Source organism: Mesorhizobium sp. M1312, from assembly GCF_040318115.1.
Classification (GTDB): domain Bacteria; phylum Pseudomonadota; class Alphaproteobacteria; order Rhizobiales; family Rhizobiaceae; genus Mesorhizobium.
Window position 1 is genome coordinate 1 of the sequence record NZ_JAMYLQ010000075.1, and the last position, 5384, is coordinate 5384.

Annotated in this window: 5 protein-coding genes and 1 pseudogene; 4 read left to right on the plus strand and 2 right to left on the minus strand. The window is 57.4% G+C overall.

Annotated features, from left to right (window positions below):
• A partial coding sequence (locus NKH36_RS34320; protein WP_352966231.1) for a hypothetical protein occupies positions 1-405 on the plus strand: 405 nt, incomplete at its 5' end.
• A gap of 23 nt (positions 406-428) precedes the next feature.
• Here NKH36_RS34320 and NKH36_RS34325 read toward each other — a convergent pair.
• A pseudogene (locus tag NKH36_RS34325) lies at positions 429-635 on the minus strand (IS3 family transposase); the annotation flags it as partial.
• A gap of 49 nt (positions 636-684) precedes the next feature.
• On the opposite strand from NKH36_RS34325, the gene NKH36_RS34330 reads away from it, so the two are divergent.
• Both NKH36_RS34330 and NKH36_RS34335 read left to right on the plus strand, forming a co-directional pair.
• Positions 685-1164, plus strand: a complete 480-nt coding sequence (locus NKH36_RS34330; RefSeq protein WP_352966233.1) for a hypothetical protein — start codon at positions 685-687, stop codon at positions 1162-1164.
• Between the two features lie 515 nt (positions 1165-1679).
• On the plus strand, positions 1680-2024 hold the full coding sequence (locus NKH36_RS34335) for a hypothetical protein (RefSeq protein WP_352966234.1): 345 nt from the start codon (positions 1680-1682) through the stop codon (positions 2022-2024).
• Positions 2025-2451: 427 nt separating this feature from the next.
• Here NKH36_RS34335 and NKH36_RS34340 read toward each other — a convergent pair whose 3' ends face one another.
• A complete protein-coding gene (locus NKH36_RS34340; RefSeq protein WP_352966235.1) occupies positions 2452-2754 on the minus strand; it encodes a hypothetical protein in 303 nt (100 codons plus the stop codon).
• A gap of 276 nt (positions 2755-3030) precedes the next feature.
• On the opposite strand from NKH36_RS34340, the gene NKH36_RS34345 reads away from it, so the two are divergent.
• Positions 3031-5079, plus strand: coding sequence for a family 16 glycosylhydrolase (locus NKH36_RS34345; RefSeq protein ID WP_352966237.1), 2049 nt, complete (start codon positions 3031-3033; stop codon positions 5077-5079).
• The last annotated feature ends 305 nt before the right edge of the window (positions 5080-5384 follow it).

Here is a 5384-nt window from a genome sequence, read left to right on the forward strand (position 1 = left end):
ATTACACCCAAGGCTGCCTCCAAAAGCAGTCTTGAATCATGCTACGGTCAAAAAGGGAATCCTAAGAGTCCACACCACCTAGGGGCATTTTATCATCCGATCGGCCAGTTTCTTGAGCTGGTCCTGGTTGAGTTTGACGGTTCGTCTGTGGCGCGGGTACGGAATCTCGCGCTTCCGGATCAAATCCCGAACGTGCGCACGGGATCGATCACGTTATCTGGTGTGATGCCCAAGGCGATAGCGGACAGCGAGCTTACGTCATTTTTCACGCGCCCGCTTTGCGGTCTCATTGACATCCTGTTGTTGCGAGTAGCCGTTGCACTCTCCTGGAGTTCACTTTGCACGTTTGATCCATTCATAAGCAACCTCTTTGTCTCTAAGTGTTTCCCAAAAAGAGTCGGGTGATTCAGAGGTTGTGATTCCGTGGTCTGACCGCGGCCGAAGTAGCCGTCGGCGGGCGTCAGATTCTCGGGGCTCTCGTGGTAACGTCGATGATTGCGGTTCTTCAGCGTCTGGTGCCAGCGCTCGATCTTGCCCTCTGGGGATGACCGGGCGATCCGCGGTGTGCTCCATGCTCTGATCCGCAAGTCTGCCGGGCCGCCGGCGACGTAACACGGCCCATTGTCGGAAAGCAGCCCTACGATAAGAAGGTTTGCGGATGACTTCTCAAGCCATCATCCATCGATGAAAAGCTGGACGGAGGATGTGATGCCCCGAAGGAGGAAGCAGGAGAAAAAGCCTGATGAAGAACACACCTATCTCGCCATCAGAGTGGAGCGTTGCGAGGCGAGCGTCGAAGCCAGCATCAATTACAATGTTTACGCTCCACAATATGCTTGGAATTTGGATGACGACGACCCGCTGCATCAGCTCAGAGCACAACTCATAGTGACCGGCGTGGCGACCTACCCGGAGGAACGGGCGGGCGATGCCTATGAATTGACAATCTACGGCGACAATTCACGACGGCTTAGTGAAACGGTGAAGGACAGGCGCGTGACGAACACGGCTCGCCTCGGTATCGTTCATATCGCGGCAGGCAGATCCCGATCTACAATCCACCCGCAGGTATGGGCCTCATGGAAAAAATTCGCGGCGAATCACGATGGACGGCCTTGCTTCATGTTTCACCACGCTTCGTTAGCGACGCACTCGCCCTATTGAACAACGATCGATCACTGTTCATGGCGATACACGAGCGCAAAAGGAACCGCGCCCACTGGGTTCAGGGCGTGATTCTGCAAACGACTGATCCGGCCGAAGAGTAACCCTAGGGTGGCGAATCGTTGCCAACACATGGCGCATAAGTTCGGAGCGCGGTAATTTTCTACCGAGCTGTGTAGGGCAGCGTTCGAGGCCGGGTGACATTCTTTGAACGCCGTGCAGAATGCCTATAGGTTCCCGGCCAGAATCGACCATTGGCGTAGGGCACGTTGTTGACGCGCTAGTCAAGCGGAGATAGCTGGCCCTCCTCGGTGCAGCCTACCCCACCACACTTCAGTCAGGAATGCTTGATCGCTGATCTGCGCAGGCCGGACGGCCTCAAGAGGCAATTGGCGGCTGCTCGGACTCACAGAAGCAAAAAAGCTTTGCCCTCCCCAAGCTAAGCTCGATCTTGCGATCATGCGAAAACCGCGAGGAAGCCGCGTTTCGGCCGGGTCTTAGGCCGGGGGCACGAAGTGGCTGTCCCGCCGCAGGAAGCAATTGAGAAGTTGTTCTACGCCGCCAAGTTCCCAATGAAGGAATATCGCCTCCGCCAGAGAGTACGTCCAGGAAACCGGCCCGGGACTTGGGAAAAACTGAGGCGTTTTAAGCAGGAGAAAGAGGATATTCGTCCAGGGATTGCCGCCAGGCTTGCAACCAAACTTGCCTGCTTCACGATGCATGAGATCCTGTTCGGTGGTGGTGCCGGCGTTGGGATTGTCTCCATCGCGCTCAAGAACGCGGAACGACGGATAAAGATCGAGCAACAAGAGGCGTTCGCTCGTCGCTTCCGACTGGCTTTTGGGCGCCAGCCGCAATAATCGGATTGGCGCATTAATCCTACCTTTGCGCTTCAGTGTGAAATGGGTGTTTCACACTATGGCCGCTCGCTAGCGGCCCCATCGAACCCAAAGCGGCGCCGAACTTGGGCCATTTTGCGCCAGTCGCCGTAAATGGCCTGATGGCTAGTTTGCTCTCCAGAAGCGGCCATCGCGACGCGTATCATTGAACAACCGAAATGGGGCCGACATCGGACTGGCAGCATCAGGCTATAGACCTTCAAGAGCGGACATTCGGGTCGGGGCCAGCGGTCGTTACCTGATGACCTTAGGCGGACCTCCGATGATTGTCTCAAAAGCCTACCCGGCTGTCAGCCGAATTGATAGCACCGCTTTTACGCATCCCAGACTGGGGACTTGAAGATCTGATCGTACGTTTCCACGGCGACAAGCACGATGCCGAGAAGATTCAGCAACGGCTGGCGGTGGCGATTGTTTGTGAAATTCCGTCGTGACAAACCAAGCCTGCCGGGCGCGCGACAGAAAGCGCTTGAAAGAGCCGAGCGCGCTCAAGAAACAGCCAGCGCAGAAAGGTTTCATCCTTACCGAAGCCAAACCCAATGATCGCAATATCGGACGAGAAGAACGGGTGCAGGCATGTATGAAAGCCCCGCCAGCTCACGCTATTGCCCTGCAGATACCGGATCAGCGAATTGTCCCCACGATACATCCATGCGCGAGCCCGATCAACGGAGCCCATATAGTCGGTCATCCGGGCTTGCCTGCCGCGACGCGGGCGGAGAAGGAGCGGCTGGTTGCGGCTACGTTCGAGCCCGGCGTCACGGTATCGGAGAATTCGCATTATCGTGTGCCGGCTACATCAACCGATTTGCGACTTCTCCCAAATTTCTCGTGAAGCGTTGGGGATAACCGCACTGAGCCCATTTGCGGCGGAATCGGTGTCCATTACCGTTCCGTTAACAAATTGACGATTAGATCTTGGTGGGGGATCAACCGCGAAAATGTTGCGAGAACGAGGAGCCCATCAATGGCTGCGATTGCTCTTCCTGGCGATTGGACCGAACAGTACAAGGGATCAGAGCTGAACCTCTCCGGTTTCAAGCTCTCCTTTTCTGACGAGTTCAACACGCTTGATGTCGTGCCGAACAACGGCACCGGCAAGTGGTTCGCGCCGGTACATGCCCCCTATGGGGCCGCCACGTTCATGTCGCCGGTGGGGGCAACGAACCCGTTCTCCGTCTCTGACGGGCAGCTGACCATTACCATGAAGCAGGTGGACGGCGTCTGGCAGTCGGGAACGATGCAAACGGTTAACAGCGCCGGCCAGGGTTTCGCGCAAGAGTACGGGTACTTCGAGATGCGCGCAGCCTTTCACGGCGGGGCGGGAGCCTGGCCGGCTTTCTGGATGCTGTCGCCCGATCAGACTGTGCCACGCGTTGAGGTCGACATCGTTGAAGCGTATGGGGGCGATCCCGATGGTCATCACCAGGCGGTGCACTTGAGCAATAAGGAAAGCCACGCTTCGAAAGGCAACTATACGGGCCTCCCCAGTTCGATGTTCGACGGGGCGTTTCACACCTACGGCGCGAGGATCACGACGGACTGGATCACCGTGTACTATGACGGCAAGGAGCTGAGCCGCTTTCCAATGAGCGAGTCCTTCCGCACGCCGCTCTATATGCTGGCCTCGCTTGCCATGAATCCACTTGAGGTCGAGCGGGCGTCCGGCACCTACAAGATGGTCATCGACTACGTGCGCGCCTATGCCGCGCCGGACGTGATGGAGCAGCACCTGACCGGGACGGCTGCGGCGGATATCCTGAACGGCGGCAGCTTTGATGACGTTCTGGACGGCAGAGCTGGTGCTGACAAAATGTCCGGCGGTTTCGGCAACGATACCTACCGCGTCGACAACGCATTCGACGTAGTCATCGAGGCTGCCGGCGCTGGCATCGATGTGGTCATCACCTCGATGACGTATTCGCTGTCCGGCCAGCAAATAGAGCAGCTCACACTCACCGGCGTTGCCGACATCGACGCGACGGGTAACGAACTCGACAACACGCTGGTCGGCAACGCTGGCAGCAACCTGCTCGACGGCGGAGTCGGAATCGACAAGATGGAGGGCGGCGCAGGCAACGATACCTACTATGTCGACAATGCCCTCGACCGCGTGGTCGAGGGCGATGCGGCGGGCAAAGATTGGGTGTTCAGCTCGAGCACCTATTCACTGCCACCCTATGTCGAAAATCTGACCCTCATCGGCCTTGGCGCTATCAATGGTCGCGGCAATTCTTCCGACAATGAGCTGACCGGGAACAATGGGAACAACACGCTGGTCGGCCTTGCCGGCAACGACACCATAAGGGGCGGGGCGGGTAGCGACCGGTTAGTGGGCTTTGATGGCGCCGACCTTCTCGATGGCGGGACCGGGGCCGACATGTTGAATGGCGGTGCCGGCAACGATACCTATTATGTGGACAATGTACTGGACAACGTCATCGACGAAGCGGGCCTCGATCAGATTTTCAGCTTGGTCACGTACTCACTGGCGGTCGATCGCCGGCTGGTAGAAAATCTGCGTCTGACCGGAAACGCCAACGTCGGAGCCACGGGAAACTCCCTCGACAACGTGCTCGACGGCAACGACAGCGACAACAAACTGGACGGCGGCCGAGGCAATGACACCGTGCTTGGGCGGGGTGGCAACGATGCCCTAACGGGCGGCCTGGGCATTGACCGCCTTACTGGTGGCGCCGGCAACGATTTCTTCGTTTTCAGCTCGCTGCTCTCAGTGGCCAACCGCGACACCATCACGGATTTCAACCATACGGCCGATGCATTCAGGCTCCAGAATTCGGTAATGCAGGGGCTTGGAGCCACCACGGGAGCCCTCGACCCAAGGTACTTCTTCGCTGGGACTAGCGCGCACGACGCCGACGACCACATCGTCTATGACAAGGTTACGGGTGCGTTGTTTTACGATTCCAACGGAAACGTCGCAGGCGGCATGACAGAGCTCGCGACGCTGACGAACAGGCCGACGCTGCTGGCCGACGATTTTTTCGTGATCTGATCCGGCGCCTACAGCGGTGCGCGTGAAAACGAGATCAAGCGCACCGCTGTAATTTCGTGTTTGCGCATCGCTTTGTTCGAAAACCGGTGACCTCTTTTTCGAGCGATGCTCTAAATTAGTTCTACTGCGTCATAAACTGTGTTGGATGTCTTTGACAGCAGGGACTTCGTGTGATGTTATCCTGCAACGTCGCTCCGACCGATCCAGTGCCCGTTCGTGACAGCTAGAGCGGGATGAATTTAGGTTGGCGCATAGCCGGCCTCGATGAAGTAATTTCTGCATTCGGTTGAGGTGACAGTGCCGAG

Excerpts from the sequence above, each read along its gene's own strand:
- NKH36_RS34340 (WP_352966235.1), bottom strand. The coding sequence starts at position 2,754 with ATGACCGACTATATGGGCTCCGTTGATCGGGCTCGCGCATGGATGTAT.
- NKH36_RS34330 (WP_352966233.1), top strand. The coding sequence starts at position 685 with ATGAAAAGCTGGACGGAGGATGTGATGCCCCGAAGGAGGAAGCAGGAG.
- NKH36_RS34345 (WP_352966237.1), top strand. The coding sequence starts at position 3,031 with ATGGCTGCGATTGCTCTTCCTGGCGATTGGACCGAACAGTACAAGGGA.